The 19,801-nt window shown below is 62.2% G+C and carries 18 protein-coding genes; 6 read left to right on the top strand and 12 right to left on the bottom strand.

What is annotated here, in order from left to right:
• Positions 1–122: 122 nt before the first annotated feature.
• The 4 genes from ACEQXE_RS12800 to ACEQXE_RS12785 form a co-directional block, all read right to left on the bottom strand.
• Entirely contained in the window at positions 123–1,019 is an 897-nt protein-coding gene (locus ACEQXE_RS12800) for an HNH endonuclease (RefSeq protein ID WP_370179865.1), read from the bottom strand.
• A 19-nt stretch (positions 1,020–1,038) separates the two neighbouring features.
• Positions 1,039–3,321, bottom strand: a complete 2,283-nt coding sequence (locus ACEQXE_RS12795; protein WP_370179864.1) for a DUF262 domain-containing protein — start codon at positions 3,319–3,321, stop codon at positions 1,039–1,041.
• A 69-nt stretch (positions 3,322–3,390) separates the two neighbouring features.
• A complete protein-coding gene (gene lepA, locus ACEQXE_RS12790) occupies positions 3,391–5,208 on the bottom strand; it encodes a translation elongation factor 4 (protein ID WP_370179863.1) in 1,818 nt (605 codons plus the stop codon).
• Positions 5,209–5,289: 81 nt separating this feature from the next.
• A complete protein-coding gene (locus ACEQXE_RS12785) occupies positions 5,290–7,986 on the bottom strand; it encodes an EAL domain-containing protein (protein WP_372524241.1) in 2,697 nt (898 codons plus the stop codon).
• Positions 7,987–8,233: 247 nt separating this feature from the next.
• Here ACEQXE_RS12785 and ACEQXE_RS12780 point away from each other — a divergent pair, with 247 nt between their 5' ends.
• Entirely contained in the window at positions 8,234–9,151 is a 918-nt protein-coding gene (locus ACEQXE_RS12780; protein WP_370179859.1) for an alpha/beta fold hydrolase, read from the top strand.
• Here ACEQXE_RS12780 and ACEQXE_RS12775 read toward each other — a convergent pair.
• From ACEQXE_RS12775 to ACEQXE_RS12745, 7 genes are all read right to left on the bottom strand, one after another.
• Positions 9,148–10,095, bottom strand: coding sequence for a glycerophosphodiester phosphodiesterase family protein (locus tag ACEQXE_RS12775; RefSeq protein WP_370179857.1), 948 nt, complete (start codon positions 10,093–10,095; stop codon positions 9,148–9,150). The two genes, ACEQXE_RS12780 and ACEQXE_RS12775, sit on opposite strands and share 4 nt — an antisense overlap.
• A gap of 13 nt (positions 10,096–10,108) precedes the next feature.
• The gene (gene dnaN / locus ACEQXE_RS12770) at positions 10,109–11,236 is read right to left on the bottom strand and encodes a DNA polymerase III subunit beta (RefSeq protein WP_370179855.1); all 1,128 of its coding nucleotides are present in this window, start codon (positions 11,234–11,236) and stop codon (positions 10,109–10,111) included.
• A gap of 262 nt (positions 11,237–11,498) precedes the next feature.
• Positions 11,499–11,990, bottom strand: a complete 492-nt coding sequence (locus tag ACEQXE_RS12765; protein ID WP_370179854.1) for a YbjN domain-containing protein — start codon at positions 11,988–11,990, stop codon at positions 11,499–11,501.
• A gap of 24 nt (positions 11,991–12,014) precedes the next feature.
• A complete protein-coding gene (gene fabG / locus ACEQXE_RS12760; protein ID WP_370179852.1) occupies positions 12,015–12,776 on the bottom strand; it encodes a 3-oxoacyl-[acyl-carrier-protein] reductase in 762 nt (253 codons plus the stop codon).
• Positions 12,763–13,389 carry a cyclopropane-fatty-acyl-phospholipid synthase family protein gene (locus tag ACEQXE_RS12755; protein WP_370179850.1) on the bottom strand — a complete coding sequence of 209 codons (627 nt, stop codon included), beginning with the start codon at positions 13,387–13,389 and terminating at the stop codon, positions 12,763–12,765. The genes fabG and ACEQXE_RS12755 overlap by 14 nt, the downstream gene beginning before the upstream one ends.
• Positions 13,389–14,327: an ACP S-malonyltransferase gene (gene fabD, locus ACEQXE_RS12750; RefSeq protein WP_370179848.1), complete on the bottom strand. Its 939-nt coding sequence runs from the start codon at positions 14,325–14,327 to the stop codon at positions 13,389–13,391. Before fabD ends, ACEQXE_RS12755 begins: the two co-directional genes overlap by 1 nt.
• A 24-nt stretch (positions 14,328–14,351) precedes the next feature.
• Complete coding sequence (locus ACEQXE_RS12745; RefSeq protein ID WP_370179846.1) at positions 14,352–15,182, bottom strand: LD-carboxypeptidase; 831 nt, start codon at positions 15,180–15,182, stop codon at positions 14,352–14,354.
• A gap of 59 nt (positions 15,183–15,241) precedes the next feature.
• Between ACEQXE_RS12745 and ACEQXE_RS12740 the strand changes: the two genes are divergently transcribed.
• The 5 genes from ACEQXE_RS12740 to rplI all read left to right on the top strand — a co-directional run bounded on the left by ACEQXE_RS12740 (position 15,242) and on the right by rplI (position 19,252).
• On the top strand, positions 15,242–16,672 hold the full coding sequence (locus ACEQXE_RS12740; RefSeq protein WP_370179844.1) for a glutamate ligase domain-containing protein: 1,431 nt from the start codon (positions 15,242–15,244) through the stop codon (positions 16,670–16,672).
• A gap of 94 nt (positions 16,673–16,766) precedes the next feature.
• Positions 16,767–17,486: a hypothetical protein gene (locus tag ACEQXE_RS12735; RefSeq protein ID WP_370179842.1), complete on the top strand. Its 720-nt coding sequence runs from the start codon at positions 16,767–16,769 to the stop codon at positions 17,484–17,486.
• A gap of 466 nt (positions 17,487–17,952) precedes the next feature.
• Complete coding sequence (rpsF, locus tag ACEQXE_RS12730; RefSeq protein WP_370179840.1) at positions 17,953–18,324, top strand: 30S ribosomal protein S6; 372 nt, start codon at positions 17,953–17,955, stop codon at positions 18,322–18,324.
• The gene (gene rpsR, locus ACEQXE_RS12725) at positions 18,324–18,548 is read left to right on the top strand and encodes a 30S ribosomal protein S18 (protein ID WP_010240048.1); all 225 of its coding nucleotides are present in this window, start codon (positions 18,324–18,326) and stop codon (positions 18,546–18,548) included. Before rpsF ends, rpsR begins: the two co-directional genes overlap by 1 nt.
• 14 nt (positions 18,549–18,562) lie before the next feature.
• The gene (gene rplI, locus ACEQXE_RS12720) at positions 18,563–19,252 is read left to right on the top strand and encodes a 50S ribosomal protein L9 (RefSeq protein WP_370179838.1); all 690 of its coding nucleotides are present in this window, start codon (positions 18,563–18,565) and stop codon (positions 19,250–19,252) included.
• Positions 19,253–19,462: 210 nt separating this feature from the next.
• Here rplI and ACEQXE_RS12715 read toward each other — a convergent pair.
• On the bottom strand, positions 19,463–19,801 hold a 339-nt coding region (locus ACEQXE_RS12715), incomplete at its 5' end, for a hypothetical protein (RefSeq protein WP_372524240.1).

Raw genomic sequence — 19,801 nt, 5'->3', positions numbered from 1 at the left:
GGCGGGCCGCCATGGCTCGCCCCTTTTCTTGCGCGCGCGATGGAGACGGCAGGCGCAGGATCGACGCATTGAAAAAGCGGTTGTGATGTTAGCGGGTGTGAGGCGTGTAGGACAGCGCCGATCTAAGCTGCGTAGGAATGAAACTCGCGGTGCCAGCCGAGAAACTTCGGATGTGGTCGATCCGCCTCGCGCTTCGGTAGGATAAGCTTGCCGCTCGGATTGATGATCGCGGCCACACCGTCGCGGTCGTTGACCTTGCGATGGATCATGATGTCGTGATCGTCCGAGAGGCAGATCAGCCCGCGGTCAAACATCCAGTGTGCCGTGCCCGATAGCGCGAGCCCATTGCGCACACTGTCCGGCCCGCCATGTTCGACCGGCCGGATATGTGCTGCTTGCGCTTCGAGCCGACCGCCGCCGTTGATAAGTTTCCACCCGGTCACAGCGCAACGCCCGTCATAGGCATGCATCACCGCGCGCCGAAACGCGCGCTCCCGGAAGGGCTTTGAAACAAGCGTTTGGACGAGAGGCCGTTCGATCGCGAACGGCATCCTTTCTTCGCGCAGAGTGTTTTCGCCTGCGCCGGGTTCGTCAACACGCGGCAGATAATCTTCGTCGGGCAGGCCCAGCGCGATGATGCGCGCAAAGTCCGAAGGCCACAGCGGGCGGATCGCAGCCTGAGCCCGGCCGGATACATTGCCTGCCTCGTTGAGAACACCACGCTCGACCTGTTGGCCGTTTACAATGTGTGGAACGGTTGGCTCGAACGGCAGGTAGCTACCTTCTTCGATGAGTGCGCGGTAACGCTCCGGCTCGTCCGGGTCGGGTATGATCCGCTCGACCTTGGCGACCGCAAAGAAGCCCTTCGAACCTGCGGGTTTGACCGGCTCACGATATACAATCCAGTCGCCGACCATCTGCTGAGCGCGGCTAAGATACCTTTTCGGAAATTGGTAATGCACCTCAGGAATGTCGTCGTAGATCGACCCATCCTTGTGCATGAAAACGCCGAAGGTCATGTTGGATCAATGCTTCCTCTCAGAAGTGATCGTTGACGTAGTCGACCAGCTCCGCGCCTGATAGAATGCGGGTAGTATTGCCAACTCGAACGTAGAAGGTCTCATTGCCTTTGACGGTATCGGCATATACCGGGCGTGCTGCGGGCAAAACGTCGACCAGACACACCACCTGATCCTCAACAAGTTCAGGCCTGATACTTACCAGCTTGGCGACGAATGCGCTGCCTAGGGCGTTGATAAGCAACGTCGAAAGCCAGTTGATGTAGCCATCTAGGTCCTGCTTCTTGAAATCCAGATCGGGCTGGATGCCGAGGATGTCTCCCTCGTCTGAAATCCCGATGCCCAACGTCCCGCCAGCCGTATTCATAAAGGCGGCGACCGTCTTAATCACGCCTTCGTTGATGACTTTCTCTGGCACATCGGAGCTCAGCGGCACCCTGGCTGTCGCCTTGAATTCGACCTTCAGCGTTTCCATCACCGTCAACAGCTCAACGACCGAGGGCTCGGGCTTGCCCTGCGCAAGCTGCGGCGGGATGTCGCCCACCAGCACGCCGTAGCCGTCGCGGATAACGCCCGCGATCAACTGCCGCCGCTCCTTGGTGAATTCTGTGTAGTCGAGCGCGTGCCAGTCCTGCGGGAGTGCATGCCAATAGCTGGCATTGGCTTTCTCCTGCTCGGAGAGGCCGGCAAACAGCGGCGGGAAATATTCCGCGGGCGGATCGTCGGAGATGTCCATATTGTCGGCCCACTCGACGAAAGCATAATTGGCGATTTGATTGAGCCGATAAGTCCCCGTGATGCCGAGTGCCCGCAGGTATCCCTTGGGAAACAGGTGGTGCCGTTCGATCGACGCCCTGTTACCGACGACGCCCGGATCTAGCAGTTCGCTGACGCGGATCGACGAGAACAGCGCCGTCGCCCCGAGCAAATTCAAAGCCGCGTAGTAGCCGAACAGGTAAGGGCTGTAGGCTGAGGAGGAGTCCAGCTTTTCAGGCAGCGTCACCTTCCAGTAGTCGTCGGTCAATTGGTGCGAGATCAGCGTGTTGAGGAGCTGGACGAAGCCCTCGCCTGTCTTTTCGACTTGGTCGAGCCGTCGCAGGTCGGCCTCCAGCACGGTTTCCGGGCTGCCGGTATAGCGACCGGTCAGTGCACTCATGAAGAACCAGCGACTCATCACTTCACGCAAGGAGCGTCGTTCAACACCGAATTCGTGCTTACCGATCAGGAAGAACAGGTAGCCATAGAGGAAGTTGTTTGCCGAAGTCAGCATCGCCCCTGAGCGGAAACCGGCACCTTTGACGCAATTAATGAATTCGTGCCACGAGTTGAGGTCGAGTACCTTGGCCTGCGCCAGCTTGAGCTCGTCGAAGCGAGCATCGCGCAGACCTTCCTTCACCTTTTTGTCCACCGGGTCGCGCCCGCGCAGAATCTGGTAGGCGTTCTGGAGCACACCTCGCTTCAGTCCCAGGCCGACCGCCACGCGAAGCAACTGGTCAGGCGATGGAGCGTGAAACACGTTGTAGGGAGAGGCTTCGCGGTTTGCCGAAGGCACCTTCGCCAGCCGCGCAAAGTCCTCCAACCTGTGGCGGCCCTCGACCCAGTGCACCGACATCAAGGTCAGGATGAAGTCCGCGGAATTGAGCGGGATGCCTCCGGCATTGATCCGCTGGAAAACCTCGGCAACCGTATCGACGTCGAGGTCTGCCGACAGCACCAGCACCGAAAACTGGTAGTTGCGAATGTTCTCCAGCTGCTGGATGTTCTGCGCCACCTTGCGTTCCAGTTCGGCATCCAGTTGCTGATGTGCCTTTAACTGCTCGATAAATTCGTTGATGAAGAAGAAGGCCCCCTTCTGGCTGTTCCAGATTTTCGAGATGTTAGGAATAAAAGCGGGGTTATTGTCGGACGAGGCGTTGGCAACCGTGAATTCCTCAGTCAGCGGGTTGAAGGCAATGCGGATGAACTGTTCTTCGTTCGATTCATTGAGGATCGGCTTGCCTTTCATCACCGCATAGAGGCTGGTCAGCCGCTGTTGGCCGTCGACGATCATCTTCTGGTTCTCGCGAGCGTCAGTCTTGGTGCCAATCGAGTGGCTGTCCACCTGCTTTGGCGTGCTCCAGAACAGGAGGTAGCCGACCGGGAAACCTTGATAGAGAGAATCGAATAAGTCCCTGATCCGCGATCGCTTCCAAACGAATGGTCGCTGCAAGTCAGGCAGGCCAAGTGTTCCATGATCGATCTCCTCGATCAGGAAATGAACCGGCGGAGATTCTGGGGCAAATCTTTGTGTTGTTTGTACCACGAGAGGATTCAGCCCCCAACTCTCAATTTCTGATTCGATTGTGTTTGATTTCTCGCCATACCGTGAGGTCTACTCCTCCCCCATCCGCAGCGCGGCAATAAACGCCTCCTGTGGAATGCTCACATTGCCATACTCCCGCATCCGCGCCTTCCCCTTCTTCTGCTTCTCCAGCAGCTTCTTCTTGCGCGTGATGTCGCCGCCATAGCATTTAGCGGTCACGTCCTTGCGCAGCGCGGCGATGGTTTCGCGGGCGATCACCTTGCCGCCGATCGCGGCCTGGATCGGGATCTTGAACAGGTGGCGCGGGATCAGGTCTTTCAGCCGCTCGCACATGCCGCGACCGCGCTCCTCCGCCACGCCGCGGTGGACGATCAGCGATAGCGCATCGACCGGCTCGTTGTTGACGAGGATGTTCATCTTCACGAGGTCGCCTTCGCGCAGGCCGATCTGCTCGTAATCGAAGCTGGCATAGCCGCGGCTGATGCTCTTCAGCCGGTCGTAGAAATCGAACACCACCTCGTTCAGCGGCAGCTCGTAGGTCACCTGCGCGCGTCCGCCCACGTAGGTCAGGTCGGTCTGGATGCCGCGCCGGTCCTGGCACAGCTTGAGGATGGAGCCCAGATATTCGTCGGGCGTGTAGATCACCGCCTTGAGCCACGGTTCCTCGATCACCTCGATCCGGTTGGGGTCGGGATAGTCGGCGGGATTGTGCAGCTCGATCACCTTGGCATCCTCGTTGCGCGATTTGCCGAGGTGGATGCGGTAGACGACCGATGGCGCGGTGGTGATCAGGTCGAGGTCGTATTCGCGGCTGAGCCGTTCCTGGATGATCTCGAGGTGCAACAGGCCGAGGAAGCCGCAGCGGAAGCCGAAGCCGAGCGCGGCGGAGCTTTCCATCTCGTAGGAGAATGAGGCGTCGTTGAGGCGCAGCTTGCCGATGGATTCGCGCAGCTTCTCGAAATCGGCGGCGTCGACCGGGAACAGCCCGCAGAACACCACCGGCTGCACTTCCTTGTAGCCCTTGAGTGGCTCGGTCGCGCCGTTCTTCACTGTGGTGATCGTGTCACCCACGCGGGCCTGCTCCACCTCCTTGATCTGCGCGGTGATGAAGCCGATCTCGCCCGGGCCGATTTCCGGCAGGTCGACGCGCTTGGGGGTGAAAGCGCCCACCCGGTCGATCAGGTGCTGCGTGCCGCCCTGCATGAACCTGACGTTCAGCCCCTTGGTGATGACGCCGTCGATCACGCGCACGAGGATGACGACGCCGAGATAGGGGTCGTACCAGGAATCGACGAGGGAGGCTTTCAGGGGCGCGGTGCGGTCTCCGCTGGGCGCGGGGATACGCGCGACGATTGCTTCAAGCACGCCTTCGACGCCGATGCCGGACTTGGCGGAGGTGAGCACCGCGTCCGACGCGTCGAGGCCGATGATGTCCTCGATCTCCGCCTTGACCTTGTCCGGCTCCGCGGCGGGGAGGTCGATCTTGTTGATGACGGGCACGATTTCGTGGTCGTGCTCGATCGACTGGTAGACATTGGCGAGCGTCTGCGCCTCCACCCCCTGCGCCGCGTCGACCACCAGCAGCGCGCCCTCGCACGCGGCGAGGCTGCGGCTGACTTCGTAGGCGAAATCGACGTGGCCGGGCGTGTCCATCAGGTTGAGCTGGTACGTCTCGCCATCGGATGCGGTGTAGTTGAGGCGCACTGTCTGCGCCTTGATGGTGATGCCCCGCTCGCGCTCGATATCCATGTTGTCGAGCAGTTGCTCTTTCATCTCGCGCTCGGTCAGGCCGCCGGTGAGCTGGATCAGCCGGTCGGCGAGCGTGGACTTGCCGTGATCGATATGGGCGATTATCGAAAAATTGCGGATCTTGGAAAGGTCGGTCATTGCCGCGCCGCATTAGACACGCTCGGCGGCGCTGTCAGCAGTTTTGCGCGATAGTTTCCGGCGTGGCGATCCTGCCCGACCTCAGGCAGTGCGACGGTGCGACGAGTCCCCGTTCTGGCGCTTGCGGCCGACAGGCGGCGCCGGAAGATCGAATTGCCCATTCTTGTCTCGCCACAGTTTCTGATCGAACCGCACTCCCACGCGGTTTTCACAGCACCAGCGCACTTCGGCATTCACCGCCAGCTGGTCGGACAAGGCAATGCGGAAACGGGTGCCTTCGGGCACGTTCCAGAGCCCTTCGACCAGCGCGCCCTGCGCGGACATGTTGCGGATCGTCCCGTTGTAGAAATCCTCGCCATGCTGCAGCACCACCCGGCGCAGCATCGCCCGGCGCGGTTCGCGCGACATGCGCGGCCCCGTAGGCTCGATCGCCAGACCCTGGGCGAGCCGCGCGTCGGCCTGGTCGGGCGAGAGCGGCTTGGAATAGATATAGCCCTGGATATGGCTGCACCCGTGGCGGCGGATCAAATCCAGCTCGTCGAGGTTCTCGACCCCCTCGGCGGTGGTATCCATGCCCAAGGCAGTAGCAAGGCTGCTGATCGCGGCGATGATCGCGCCATTGCGACTGCCCGGCAGGGTCGCGCCACGCACGAAGCCCTGATCGATCTTGATCTTGTCGAACGGCGCGTTCTTGAGATAGCCGAGCGAGGAGTACCCGGTTCCGAAATCGTCCAGGGCCAGCCGCACGCCGACTTTCTTGAGCGCGGCGAAGGTAGCATCTGTGCCTTCGTCGTCGTCCAGGAACACGCTTTCGGTGATTTCCAGCTCAAGTCGCGAAGGCTTGATGCCAGCTGCCGCGATGGTTTTTGCAATCATGTCCGGCAGGTTGGGATCGGCAAACTGGAGCGGTGAAACATTGACCGCGCAGCGCACTTTCTCGGGCCAGCGCGCCAGGTCCGAGCATGCCTGCCGGATCGCCCATTCACCGATGGCGACGATCAGTCCCGCATCCTCTGCAACCGGAACGAATTTTTCCGGGCTGATCCATCCATGGGTCGGGTGATTCCAGCGCAGCAGCGCCTCGAAACCGCTGATCTGTTCGCTCACGGTATCGACCACGGGCTGGTAGTGCAGCTGCAGGCTACCGTTGTCGATGGCATGCCGCAGCTCTTCTTCCAGCTGGTTGCGTTCCTGCGCGGCGGCATGGAGATCGGGGCTGAAAAGGTGATAGCGCCCACGCCCGGCATCCTTGGCTGCGTAGAGCGCGAGGTCGGCGCTGCGGATCACGCGTTCGCTGCAGCTCCCATGCTCCGGTGCCAGCGCGATCCCGATCGACACGCCGATCACCATCCGCTTGCCATCCAGGGAATAGGGTTGCGAAACGGCATGGATGATGTCGCTGGACAACTGCTCCAACTGCTGCTTTTCGCACGCCCGCGGAATGATGATCTTGAATTCGTCCCCGCCCAGACGCCCCACGACGCCTGCCCCGCCGACAACCTTTTCGATACGCCGGGCAACCTGCACCAGCAGGGCATCGCCCGTGGGATGGCCGAAAGTATCGTTGACGTGCTTGAACCGATCGAGATCGAGCATCAGGATCGCGCATTGGCGCCGGCTCTGGTCGGGATTGGTCAGCAGCTTGGACAGGGTTTGCGACAGCGAGTGGCGATTGGCGAGCCCGGTGAGCGAATCGAACATCGCGAGGCGCGATGCACGTTCGGTCGACCGGCGGCGCTCGGTCAGGTCCGTGCCCGAACCCCTGAACCCACAGAAATTGTCGAAACCGTCGAAGATGGGGCGGCCATTGACCGACCACCACGACGACCCTTCACCATCCCGATCCGAACCACGCACGGGCATATCGTGAAAGGCGGACTGCGCGGTAAAGTGGAACTTGATCGTGCGCTCGGCATCGCGCTCGTCAGGGTCCACCTCGAAAACCTGCGTGAAGACCTGCCCGATCAGATCATCGTGGTCGAGCCCGTAACGATTGGCGAATTCCTGCGAGATATAAACGATGCGCCCTTCGCGGTCGGTCTCCCAGAACCAGCCCTGCCCGGTCGCTTCGTAATCCTGCATGATGTCCATGGAGCGATTGCGCAGCCGTTCCTCGGCTTGCCGATCTTCCTCGTTATCGCGTTCGTAATGGGCTTGGAATAGCGCGATGCCGATGCCGGCGAGCACCGCAGCCACGAATGCATACAAGACAGTCATATCGCCCTGCCACGCCGAATAGGCCGCCATCGGCGACCAAAGGCCGAGATTTGTGAACATCATCGGGAAGGGGCGTCCAGCCAAGAACACCGCCGCCATGCTTCCAGCGGCGATGATCGCGGCGAAGCCAAGGCCGGCGGGGAGCCCCCCCGAATACATCCATTCGGCAAACCCGAAGCCGACCAGCAAATGCGGAACCAGCCCGAAGGCAGTGGTGACCAATAAGTGCGGTATCGATCTCGCGTTCCTTACCGTGCGCGAGAGCGAGAAAAGCAATCCGGCAGCAAGGAAGGCCATCAGGGCCGGGATTGTGGGATATGACTGCGCAATCACTCCGCAGGTTACCGCCGCCAAGAGAGCCGCTGCCGCGAGCATGGGCCATTGCAACGGAAGTGCCGGCGTACCCTCTACCGGGTCCCTGCCGGTGGTGCGTGCTGGCTTGCCAGTCTGGACGCTCGATGTGGCCTTCGCCACGCGGCGACGCTCTCGCACCGGGTCTTGCGACCCGTCGAGGCATGGCTGTGCCACCGCCTGTTTCGATACCTGCCCACTCACGCCCATGCCACGCCCTATGGCAAACTACGAATGGGAATTGATGAAATGACGTGGTTAGCGCTGCGTTAAGGCCTAGGGCAAAGCCGTGTTCATGATCAAGATTTGGCACGCCACTTGAGTCCATCTCTGCCTGCGTCCATCAGGGCGCGATGGACGGGGACGATACCGAACTCGCTGTGTCTGGCTATGGATACAACCCGGCGCAGACCTTGCAGCTTTTCAGAAAAGCCATGAGTTTCAGGAGCAAAGCCAAGTGATCCGGTTCGGCGATCTCGACCTGCGCATGCCCGGCTGGGGCCTGTTCGGCAGCGCAATGCGAGAAGATCGGGTGGCCCAGCCTCGTAGCGGCGAGCCCGGCGGACCGTTGAGCGCGGAGGTTTCGTTCGAAAATGTCGACGGGATCGAATTACGCGTAGCGCGCTGGCGACTCGATGAGCCGTCCGAGCACCCGCCGCTGCTGTTCTTTAACGGTATCGGCGCGAATATAGAGGCGGTTGCCCCGCTCGCAGAAGCGCTGACCGAGCGCGGGTTCATCATGTTCGACATGCCGGGGACTGGAGAATCCCCGGACCCGGTGTTGCCCTATAATCCTTTCACCATGAGCTGGACCGCGCTTGCCCTGCTCGAAAGGTTCGGGCTCGAAGAGGTCGATGTGATGGGGATGAGCTGGGGCGGCACGATGGCGCAGCACTTCGCCCTGCAGCATTCCGGCCATGTCCGCCGCGTGGTGCTGGCGGCCACCTCGCCCGGCATGCTGATGATCCCGGGCGACCCCAAGATGCTGGCGCAGATGGCCGATCCCTATTCGGCGATCAACGAGATGCTGCTGCGCGAATATTTGACCGCGATGGACAATGCCGACGAAAGCAAGCGCGCGCGCAATTCCATTGGCAACATCACCCCGCCCAGCAGCACCGGCTATTTCTATCAGCTGATGGCCATCGCCGGGTGGACATCGCTCCCGGCACTGCCGTTTCTCGACAAGCCGGTGCTGGTCATGATGGGCGAGAACGATCCCATCGTGCCGCTCTCGAATGGCAAGCTGCTGGCGAGCGTCATCCCGGGCGCAAAGCTGGAAGTGTTCGAGGGGGCAGGCCACCTGTTCCTGATGACGCACCCCGACCAGTCGATCCGCTTGCTGCGCGATTTCCTGGATGAGCAGACGCGCTAGCGCGATCTCCGGGTAAATCCGCAGGTACCATCCTCGGGCAGGCGCTCGGCCCGCGCCAAGGCCACGGCAGCCTCGCGCGGGCGATCGGTAGCGATGATATCGACCCCCGCTGCGCCCAGTTCGACGTAACGCTCTTCCATCCCAAAATCGGCGATCAGGCTGTCGATCGAATCCCTGCCGCCGAGCGTGCCGAAAATGACCTCGACATCGGCCTCGTCGAGCGCGGCGTAGAGTTCCGGGCGGGGCATGCGTATGCCGGTGAATGCGACCAGCCGGTCGGACGGAATGCCGGCCGAGACCGCCTCTTCCAGCGAAGCCAAGCTGTCCATCGATAGCGAAATCATCATTTCCGGCGCCAGCGCGTGCAGTTGACGCGCGCCGTCGAGCGAATAGGCAATGAGAATCACGCTGTGCGCCATGTCGGCTTCGCGGATGGCCGCGACAGTCTTCTCGTAGGAAGCCGAACGCTTGAAATCGATCTGCAGCATGGTGCGGCCCTTCGCCCACTCCAGAGCCGCATCGAGCGTGGGAATGCGATAGGGTGTGGTCCAGCCAGCCGGGTCGCGCAGATGAAGCGCTTCGAGTTCTTTCCATGCTTGCGCCGCAGCTTCGCCCGTGCCCGTCGTGGTCCGGTCGAGCGTGTCGTCGTGCAACAGGAACAGCACGCCATCGCTGCTTTGCGCGACATCCACCTCCATGATCGCGGGAGCGGCGTGGAGCAGCGCATCCATCGTTTCGATCGCATTTTCCGGCAAGCCGGGCGTCGGGCCGCCGCGATGCGCGGAAATGATCGTGTGCTTCTCCGCCTCCATGCAATCGAGGAAGGCGGACAGATCGCCGCGCGTGTCGAGCGACCACGCGGGAGCTTTGGGTTGAGCGGCGAGAGGCTGGTGCGCCAGCGCAAGCGTGGCGACTGCTAGGGTAGCGATTCGAGCGAGCATCATGCCCGCGCCGATATCACACTCGCATCGGCATCAGGACATAAAGTGCCGGGCTGTTCTCGTCCTTGCGGATCAGCGTGGGCGCCCCTGCATCGGCAAGGTGCAGCTCAACCATGTCCGAATCGATCTGGCTGAGAATGTCCTTCAGGTAGTTGGCGTTGAAGCCGATCTCGAACCCGTCGGACTTGTATTCGGCCGCGATCTCTTCCGCCGCAGTGCCGTTGTCCGGGCTGGTCACCGACAGTGTCACCTTGTCTGCGTCGAGGCCCATCTTCACCGCGCGGGTCTTCTCCGTGGCGATGGTCGCCACACGGTCGACGCCCTCGTAGAAGCTTTTCGGATCGAGCTTGAGCAGCTTGTCGTTGCCCGTAGGAATCACGCGGCTGTAATCGGGGAAAGTCCCATCGATCAGCTTGCTGGTCAGCACCACGCCGCCCTCGCCACCCAGCGCGAAGCGGATCTTGCTAGCCGACAGGTCGATCTGGACATTCGAATCAAGCGCCTCTTCCAGCAGCTTGCGCAGCTCGGCAACGGCTTTTCGCGGCACGATGACATCGGGCATGCCCGCTGCGCCTTCGGGCCGGTCGATCGTGTAGCGCGCCAGCCGGTGGCCATCGGTCGCAGCAGCTTTCAGCACGGGGCGCGATTCGTCCGACACGTGCAGGAAGATGCCGTTGAGGTAATACCGCGTTTCCTCGGTGCTGATCGCGAAACGGGTGCGGTCGATCAGTTCGGCTAGCTCGCGCGCGGGCAGTTCGAAACTGGTCGGCAATTCGCCTTCGACGATCACCGGGAAATCGTCCTTCGGCAGCGTCGGCAGCTGGAAGCGGCTGCGACCGGCCTTCACCGTCATCCGGTTGTCGGCGGTTTCCAGGCTGACCTGGCTGCCATCGGGCAGCTTGCGGGCAATATCGAACAGCAGGTGCGCGGAAACTGTGATCGCCCCGCCGCTTTCGACATTCGCTGCGGTCATGGTCTCGACAACCTGCAGGTCGAGGTCGGTCGCCATCACCTTCACCCCGCCACCCTCGTCGGCGTCGATCAGCACATTGCTGAGGATCGGGATGGTGTTGCGGCGTTCCACCACCGACTGCACGTGGGACAGGCAGCGGAGCAGCGTGGCGCGTTCGATGGTGGCCTTCATCGGTCCTTCTCTCGTCTCGTGTGCGCGGTGGAAACGGCAAGGCTCCCCCTTTGGGCCTGCCCTCGCGCGAGAAAATCTTACCCGGTTTCCTTATCGCGCCTGCACTTGGGGGCAAGCGACAAGCACGAGTCTGCCCGGATTGCTGGGGATAAGGAGTTTAGATGGCCGAAGCTAGCCCGACATCGCCAGTCCGTCCCGTCTTGCCGCATCCGCCCGGGCACTACGCGGGCCTGCGTGGGGAGGACGGGCGAACACGAAGAGGTCAATTCCTCATCTGCACGACGAAGTCGGCCAGTATCTGCGGGAATTCCCTGATGCGTGCCGCGAGGTAGCTTTCCCCGGCCCCATCCCCGAGGAGCACCTGATGGTCGACGCCCACGCTGTCGCCAAACGCATAGGCACGGCCGCGGAAGTGGCGGTCGTTGTAATTGATGAGCTTGGCCAGCGTGGCCGCGTCAGGTTCCCCGTTCCAGCTGAAATTCGCATACAGGGTGACGATTGAACAGCGCGGCGTCGACCCGGTGCATTCGCGCGGTGCGATCACTACCCCATACTGCGCGCCATCGGTGGCGGTCATCTGCGTGGTGAAGAAAACCTCGCCATCATTATTGGTGTCGCGCTTTGCCTCTAGCCCTTGGGCTTCAAGCGTGGCGGCCAACTGATCGATGGTGACACCCGATGCCGCCTGCGCAGCAGCAACCGTCGGACAGGATGCCACTGCGATTGCCGCAGCTGCGAGAAATCCGAATCGCATTGTTCTACCCCCCGAAACGTCGAATCAGCTCAGCATCGCCATCCCACCATTCACGTGCAAGGTTTGGCCCGTGACATACGCCGCCTCGTCGCTGGCGAGATAGGCCACGGCAGCGCCGATCTCTTCGCCCTCGCCCATCCGGCCTGCCGGAATGCGGCCATTAATCGCTTCTTTCTGCTTGTCGTCCAGCGCGTCGGTCATCGCGGTGCGGATGAAGCCGGGTGCCACGCAATTGACGGTGATGCCCCGGCTCGCGAGTTCCTGCGCAAGGCTCTTGGACATGCCCGTCAGCCCGGCCTTGGCCGCGCAATAGTTCATCTGGCCCGGGTTGCCGGTCGCACCGACCACGCTGGTGATGGAGATGATCCGCCCGCCCCGTGCCTTCATCATCGGCCGCGCGGCGGCACGCATCAGACGGAATGCGGCTTCGAGGTTAATGCGGATCACCTGATCCCACTCCTCGTCCTTCATCCGCATCGCCAGATTGTCGCGCGTGATGCCCGCATTGTTCACCAGGATGTCGATCCGGCCCAGCGTGTCGATCGTGGCGGGCACCAGTTCCTCGACGCTTTCGGGGTTCGACAGGTCGCACGTAATCTCGACATGCGCGCCGCTATCATGCGCGTATTCGTCGTTGAGCTGGTCGCGAAAGGCACGCAGCTTGTCGCCGTTCGAGCCCGACAGGGCGAGGCGAGCACCCTGCGCTGCCAGCGCCTTCGCAATCGACGAACCGATGCCGCCGCTTGCGCCCGTCACCAGTGCCGTTTTTCCTTCAAGTGAAAACATCGGTTTTCTTGCCTCTCTCTAATTCCGGCTTGCGCCCGACATATTGCACGGTCTCGCTCAGTCCGTGGTGATAAACGCCCTCGTCGACCTCGCGCGATACCTTGCGGGCGATGACCGGTTCAAGCTCTGGTAGCTCCTGCGCAATGATCTGCAGATCGAGCATCATTGCGGCATCGGGCGGGCCGCCGACGCCGTCCGCTTCCAGTTGTGCAGGCCGATAGGCTTCGAGCAGGAACATCCCGCCTGGCTTGAGCGCGCGAACGACGCGCTGATGGACCGATCGGCGTAATTCTGGCGGCAGATGGCCGAAGATCGAAACGATATTGTCCCACTGCGCCTCGCTCAGATCGTAGTCGGCCAGATCGCCAACTTGCGTTTCGAGTTCTACCCCACGCCTTGCAGCAAGCTCGCGGGCATAACCCAGCCCGACCGGCGACTGATCCATCGCGGTGACCGTGAAGCCCTGGCCTGCCAGCCATACCGCGTTGCGCCCCTGCCCTTCTGCGAGGCAGAGGACCTTGCCCGGCTTAAGGCGCGCTGCCGCTTCCACGAGGAAGCCGTTCGGCTCCTCGCCATAGGCCGGGACATCCGCGGCATAGCGCTCGTCCCACATCAGCCGATATCTTTGGCCAGCGCTTCCAGGTCTTCCATCGTGATGCAGCTCGCCACCTTCGCTTCCTTGTCGGTGCGGCCGACCATCGGGCCCAGCACCTTACCGCCCAGTTCGACGAAATGCTCCACCCCGTCCTCGCGCATGGCCAGCACGCTCTCTCGCCAGCGCACGCGGCCGGTAATCTGGTCGACCAGCAAGCCCTTCTCTTCGTCGGAGTCGGCCACCTTGGCTGCCGTGACATTGGCATAGAGCGGCAGGTCCATCGCGGAAGGCGGCGTATTTTCGAGTGCCAGCTTCATGCGCTGCGCGGCCGGCTGCATCAGCGAACAATGAAACGGCGCGGACACCTGGATCTTCACCGCGCGTTTTACGCCATGATCCTTGGCCATGTCTATCGCCCGGTCGATCGCTTCGAGGTGACCGGAGAGCACGACTTGCGACGGATCATTGTCGTTCGCGATCTCGCACACCTGCCCCTGCGCCGCCGCATCGGCCAGCTTTTGTGCGGTTTCGATATCGGAGCCAAGCAGCGCCGCCATGCCGCCGACGCCGATGGGCACGGCATCCTGCATCGCGATCCCACGCAGGCGTAGCAGCTTGGCCGTGTCGCCCAGCGCGAAAGCATTGACCGCACACAACGCGGTATATTCGCCAAGCGAGTGGCCTGCGACGCAGCTGGCGGCATCCTTCAGCTTCACGCCGAAGTCCTTTTCCAGCACGCGAAGGGTGGCGATGGCGTTGGCCATGATCGCGGGCTGCGCGTTAGACGTGAGTGTCAGTTCGGCATCCGGCCCGTCGCGCATCAGCGCGGAAAGCTTCTGGTTCAGCGCATCGTCGACTTCCTGGAAAGTCTCGCGCGCAGCGGCGCTGGCTTCGGCGAGATCGGCACCCATGCCGACCTTCTGGCTCCCCTGCCCGGGGAAGATGAAAGCTCGCATAATTTCTCCTTGTCGGCCCGCGGCCTAGGAACCGCGAGCAGGACTGGCAAGGCCGAAGGGGACGATCCGGTTGCTGGCCGTGTGCCCGATCTCGGCGCGACCGAGATAGGGAATTCCGGCGCGCGCGCACCAGAACTGCGCGATTTCTTCCGCCGTCTGGCCGAACTCGCGATCATTCTCCGGCACGTTGTTCACCGCGCCAAGTCGCAGGCCCGCAACCCGCGGCAAGGTATTGGAAAGGCTGAAGAACAGCCGATCCACGGCGTAGAGATGCTCGCTCACCTCCTCCACCATCACGACATGACCGGAAAGATCGGGGAGAAGCGGAGTATCGACCAACATCGCCAGGGTGATGAGGTTGAACGCAACCGTGGGCGTCTTTCCGTCGAGGCTGGGCTCCAGTCCGCTGCCATCGCCGGAAAACCAACGCAGCACGCGGCGCACCGCCTCGCGCCCGCGCTCGCTTCTCGCGCTGACCGGCATCGAGCCATGCACCGGCTGGCCGATCCCGGCGCGATAGAGCGCGGCGAGCATGTATCCCATGTCCGAGAAGCCCACATAGGTCTTCTGCCGCGCAGCATCGTTCATCCGGGCAATTGCTGCCTGCGCGATCCGGTTCGACCCGTAGCCGCCCTTGGCGAACCACACCGCGTCGTATTGCGGATCGTTCGCGCAATCGAGCAGCGCAGTCAGCCGGGTGAGGTCGTCACCGGCGAAATGCCCATAAGTCTCGAAGCACTGGGGGTGGACCCACACGCTGTGTTCGGGGAATTCGTCCGCGACAAGGCGCTCGATCGCCTCGGCATGATCGGGTGTGATCGCGGTCGCGGGGGCACAGATGGCGATGCGTGTCATGCCGCGAGTGTACTCAGCCGCTTCACAAAGCGCCACTGCCTGCGTAACTCGCGTGTCCTATGAGTGAACTTCCTGATCCCACCGCCAATCTCACCGCCCGCCCATGGTTCTTTTGCGGGATCGGCGGATCGGGGATGCAGCCGCTTGCCGCGATCCTGAAGGGGCGCGGAGCGAAAGTTGCCGGATCGGATCGCAGCTTCGACCAGGGCCGCACGCCCGAAAAATTCGCCGCGCTGGAGCGGCAGGGCTTCCGGCTCTTCCCGCAGGATGGCAGCGGGATCGACCGCGCCGAACAGGTGCTGGTGGCGAGCGCGGCCGTTGAGGACACCGTGCCCGAAGTCGTCCGCGCGAAGGAGCTGGGCGTGCCCCGCCTGACCCGCGCGGACCTCAACGCAGCACTCTTTAACGCGGCAGAGACAGGCGTCGCGGTGGCGGGCACCAGCGGCAAATCGACCGTCACCGGCATGCTCGGCTGGATCCTGCATCATGCAGGGAAGCAGCCGACGATCATGAACGGCGCGGTGATGAAGAACTTCGTGTCCGACGACCGCCCCTTCGCCAGCGCGGTGGTCGGCGATGCGGACCTCTATGTGTCCGAAGTGGACGAAAGCGACGGATCGATCGCGCAATATACGCCTGCGGTCGGCATCCTGCTGAACGTCAGCCTCGACCACAAAAGCATGGACGAGTTGCGCCAGCTGTTTGGAGACTTCCTTGCGGCGTCGGAACGCGGCGTGGTGAATGCGGATGACGAGGAGGCTTTCCGGCTGGTCGCGCAGGCCAATGCACCGCTGACCTTCGGGGTGACGAATACCTGCGCCGCGCTCGGCATCGTCGAGGGCTCGATTGCCGAGGGGCCGACGCGGCAGGCCGCCATGGTCCACGACAAGCGCGACGATTCGCACCACGCACTGACGCTTAACCTGCCGGGGCGGCACAACCTCTCAAATGCGCTCGCCGCGATTGCCGGGTCGAATGCGGCGGGCGTGCCGGTAGCCGATGGGGTTGCGGCGCTGGGCGAGTTTGCCGGGCTCGCACGCCGGTTCGATATCGTCGGCACTTCGTCCTCAGGCGTCACCGTGATCGACGATTTCGGACACAACCCGGAGAAGGCGGCAGCGACGCTGCGCACGCTGAAGGCGCACCCGGGCCGCGTGCTCGCGTTCTTCCAGCCGCATGGCTACGGGCCGTTGAAGCAAATGGGCGCCGAGCTGGCCGAAACCTTCGCCCGCGAACTCGGCCCGAAGGATGTGACCCTGCTGTGCGACCCGGTCTATTTCGGCGGTACAGTCGATCGTAGCGAGGGCAGTGAGCGGATCGTCGACCTGATCGCGAAGCATGGCGGGAAAGCACTCTGCATGAACACACGCGAAGGTTGCGGCGACTGGCTGGTGGCGAACGCCAAGCCCGGCGACCGCATCGCAATCATGGGCGCGCGCGACGATACGCTGAGCGTGTTTGCCCGCGATGTGCTGGGGCGGTTGGGCTAAGCGAAATCCCTAACCGCAATTGTCATGGCCTCGCCATCGACAATGCTGCCCTGATCGCTCAAGCTTCCAGAATTCGGACGGTCTAGGAGTAAAAATGCGCAATTCGGTTATCTTGCTTGTATCGGGGATCGCGATGCTCTGCGCGACCGGCTGCACCGCGCAGGAACCGCTGGAGAACTGGCAGAAGACCCAGCATTTCGAACGCGCAGTGTCCGACAGCTCGCTGGCCCGCATGCTCGAGCAGCTCTCCCAGCGGACCGTTACCGATATGGTCATGGCACCCGATGGACCACTCGATGCCATTGCCGATGCGGGCTTTACCGTAGAGGAATCGGATACGCTGATCCGTAGGGGTTACGCACCCTACTCGCTCCAGATCACCGAGTATGCCCATCGCCAGATCGCAGATGCACTCTCCCAGGATGATATCGATGCGCTGTTCAGTGCGGGCACGGACCCGCAAGCCATCGAGGCGGTGATGTGCGCCTATGGCAGGCCGGCGGTTGACGGGCAGGTCGACTGGGACGGCTGCACCGCGCAAGGCTTTGTCGAGCTGCCGGAGGATTTCAGGGACGCGCATGTGCGGTACTCGGCAGCCTACCAGGCGGTGGTCGATAGTCCGCGCACGCAGACCTATTTCGGTGGCGTCAGTTGCCGCGTGCTGGACCAGGTCGCAGCCCGGTTGACCAGCGAGCAGCGCATGATCGATTTCGATGGGACGACACTGGGGATGCGAGGGCAACCGCAACAGGACTGCGTGATATTGAAGGCCGATCTCGACGCACTCGACCAGTCGGCTGCACAGGGCTCCTGATGGCGATAACCCCTAATATAGAAGTGCTGGAGCGGTTGGAGTGAAGGTGTATGTGTCCGCCTTGGTCTTCGCGATCGCGGCGATCGCATATATCCTCGCGACTTTCTTTCTTATCGGGCGCTTCCCGTTCGGTGGGTATTCGCTATTCCTTGTTTGGATCGCATTGCCGCCACTTTACTGGTTATATGATCGTTTCAAATGCCCCGACTGCGGTCACCCAATTTTTCGGTATTACGAGTGGTCTCGCTGGCCATGGATGTGGCCGAGGAAGACCTGCCCCAAGTGCGGCCTAGACCTCTCCGACGGCGATCCGCGCCTCTAATCCCCTTGCATTCCCCGGCGATCCCGCTATGTGGCCCGCTTCCGCGCGCGGTGTGAGCCACAACCGGAAACAAGAAAGCCGGAGGGGCCCCGCGCATTCGGTGCGGACAAGCCAGCGATCGGCAGCAACGTGAAAGGACAAGGCATGGCTCTTTACGAGCACGTGTTCCTTGCGCGCCAGGATTTGAGCCAGTCGCAAGTCGACGCTCTGGCAGCGCAAGCTACCGAAATCATCGAATCGAACGAAGGCAAGGTCACCAAGACGGAGACCTGGGGGCTGAAGAACCTCGCCTACAAGATCGACCGCAACCGCAAGGCACACTTCGTGATGCTGAACGTGGAAGGCCCCGGCAGCATGGTTGCCGAGCTGGAGCGCCAGATCCGCATCAACGAAGACATCATCCGCTACATGACCATCCGCGTGGACGAGCACGAGGAAGGCCCCTCGGCGATGATGCGCAAGAACGAACGTGACAGCAAGAAGCGCCGCGAGCGCTCGGATCGTGGAGACGACTGATGGCCCGCCCGTTTTTCCGCCGCCGCAAAACCTGCCCCTTCTCGGGCAAGAATGCACCGGTCATCGACTACAAGGACGTGCGCCTGCTGCAGGGCTTCATGTCCGAACGTGGCAAGATCGTACCCAGCCGCATCACCGCCGTGAGCGCGAAGAAGCAGCGTGAACTCGCCAAGGCGATCAAGCGTGCCCGCCACATCGGCCTTCTTCCCTACGTCGTGAAGTAAGAGGAGCAGACACCATGGATATCATCCTCCTCGAACGTATCGGCAACCTGGGCAGCATCGGCGACGTCGTTTCCGTGAAAGACGGTTACGCCCGCAACTTCCTGCTGCCGCAGAAGAAGGCGCTGCGCGCCAACGCCGCGAACAAGAAGGTCTTCGAAGCCAACCGCGAACGCCTTGAAAAGGAAAACGCGGAACGTCGCGGCGAAGCCGAAAAGGCCGGTTCGAAGGTCGACGGTGCAGAGATCGTCCTGATCCGCGCCTCGTCGAACGCGGGCCAGCTGTACGGTTCGGTCAACGTGCGCGATATCGCTGCGGGCCTGGCCGAACAGGGCCACGACATCGACAAGAAGCAGATCATCATGGGCGGCCCGATCAAGTCGATCGGCATGCACGATGTGACCGTTGCCCTGCACCCCGAGGTGCACGTGACGGTGAAGGCCAACGTCGCCCGTTCGGACGACGAAGCCGAGCTGCAGTCGCAGGGTGTCGACGTCCTCGCCCAGCTGTTCGAAGACGAGCAGAAGGAAATCGAGGAAGCGGCCGCCGCGAACAAGATCGACCCGACGCTCGAACCGGGTGAAATCCCCGCCGAGCTGCTGGAAGAAGGTGTGGCGACCCCGGAAGACCAGTCGACCACAGAATCGCTGATCGAAGCGACCGAGCCGGAAACGAGCTCGGACGAGGTCGAAGCCAAGGGCGAATAAGCCTTCGCGCATCGCGCGATTGCATGAAACAAAGGCCGCTGCGTCTCGCGACGCGGCGGCCTTTTTTGTGGGTCCGGTTTACGCTCGGAACCAGCGCTTCTCCGGTTCATGGCGAGCACGTGATTTTTTCGGTGTCGGCGGGGCCTGGATCCTGAGCGGTGGTCGTGTTGGCAAACCGGGAAGGCAGCTGCAATTGGCCGGCCAATCCGGTCAGATACCGTATCCCTCGTAATCCTTCGCGACATCCGGGTCGATCGCCAGCGCCGCAGCCTTGTCTTCCCGCGCCTTTTCGGGATTGCCATATCGCTCCCACGCCAGACCCCGACCATAAAGTGCACTGGCTGCCTTCTCGTCCAGCCGAACCGCCAATTCGTATGACTGCCATGCCTTGCCGTTCTCCCCCAGGGCAAGGTTCATAGCGCCGTGACTGTCCCACACGGCCCAGTTGAGGGGATTGGCGAGTACCGCCGCATCGCAGGCGTCGCGTGCCTTGTCTGCTGCGCCGAGCTCGGTCACCAGCCGCCAGCAGATCGGAAGAGCGTCGTGTAG

The sequence above is a fragment of the Alteriqipengyuania sp. genome (assembly GCF_964222115.1).
Lineage (GTDB): Bacteria > Pseudomonadota > Alphaproteobacteria > Sphingomonadales > Sphingomonadaceae > Alteriqipengyuania.
The sequence above is the reverse complement of the archived record's forward strand: the minus strand, read 5'-3'. Positions and strand labels throughout refer to the sequence as shown.